Origin of the sequence: Streptomyces viridochromogenes (assembly GCF_001270495.1) — a bacterium.
GTDB classification, from domain to species: domain Bacteria; phylum Actinomycetota; class Actinomycetes; order Streptomycetales; family Streptomycetaceae; genus Streptomyces; species Streptomyces viridochromogenes_A.
Map to the genome: position 1 here is coordinate 1 of NZ_LGUR01000081.1, position 833 is coordinate 833.

At 70.7% G+C, this 833-nt stretch carries 1 protein-coding gene; it reads left to right on the forward strand.

The genetic code is table 11. The features are described from left to right. Positions 1–5 precede the first annotated feature (5 nt). Positions 6–833 (forward strand): GTP 3',8-cyclase MoaA (gene moaA, locus ADK36_RS09495; protein WP_063784513.1); only part of this gene is annotated, 828 nt, incomplete at its 3' end.

The window sequence follows — 833 nt, forward strand, 5'->3', positions numbered from 1 at the left end:
CCCACGTGCTCATCGACACCTACGGCCGAGTGGCCACCGACCTGCGGGTCTCGCTGACGGACCGCTGCAACCTGCGGTGCACGTACTGCATGCCCGAGGAGGGCCTGCAGTGGCTGGCCAAGCCCGACCTGCTCACGGACGACGAGATCGTCCGCCTGATCGACATCGCCGTGACCTCCCTCGGCATCGAGGAAGTCCGCTTCACCGGTGGTGAGCCCCTGCTACGCCCCGGTCTGGTCGGCATAGTGGAGCGGGTCGCGGCCCTGGAGCCCCGCCCCCAGATGTCCCTCACGACGAACGGCATCGGCCTCAGGCGCACCGCGTCCGCCCTGAAGGCGGCGGGCCTGGACCGGGTCAACGTCTCGCTGGACACCCTGCGCCCGGACGTCTTCAAGACCCTCACCCGCCGCGACCGCCACAAGGACGTCATCGAGGGCCTGTACGCCGCCCGCGAGGCCGGCCTGACCCCGGTCAAGGTCAACTCCGTCCTGATGCCGGGCCTGAACGACGACGAGGCTCCCGACCTCCTCGCCTGGGCCGTCGAGCACGACTACGAACTGCGCTTCATCGAGCAGATGCCCCTGGACGCCCAGCACGGCTGGAAGCGCGACGGCATGATCACCGCCGGGGACATCCTGACCTCCCTGCGCACCCGCTTCGAGCTGACCGCAGAGGGTGAGGAGAAGCGCGGCTCGGCCCCGGCGGAACGCTGGATCGTCGACGGCGGTCCGCACGTGGTGGGCGTCATCGCCTCCGTCACCCGCCCGTTCTGCGCGGCCTGCGACCGCACCCGCCTGACGGCCGACGGCCAGGTACGCACCTGCCTCTTCGCC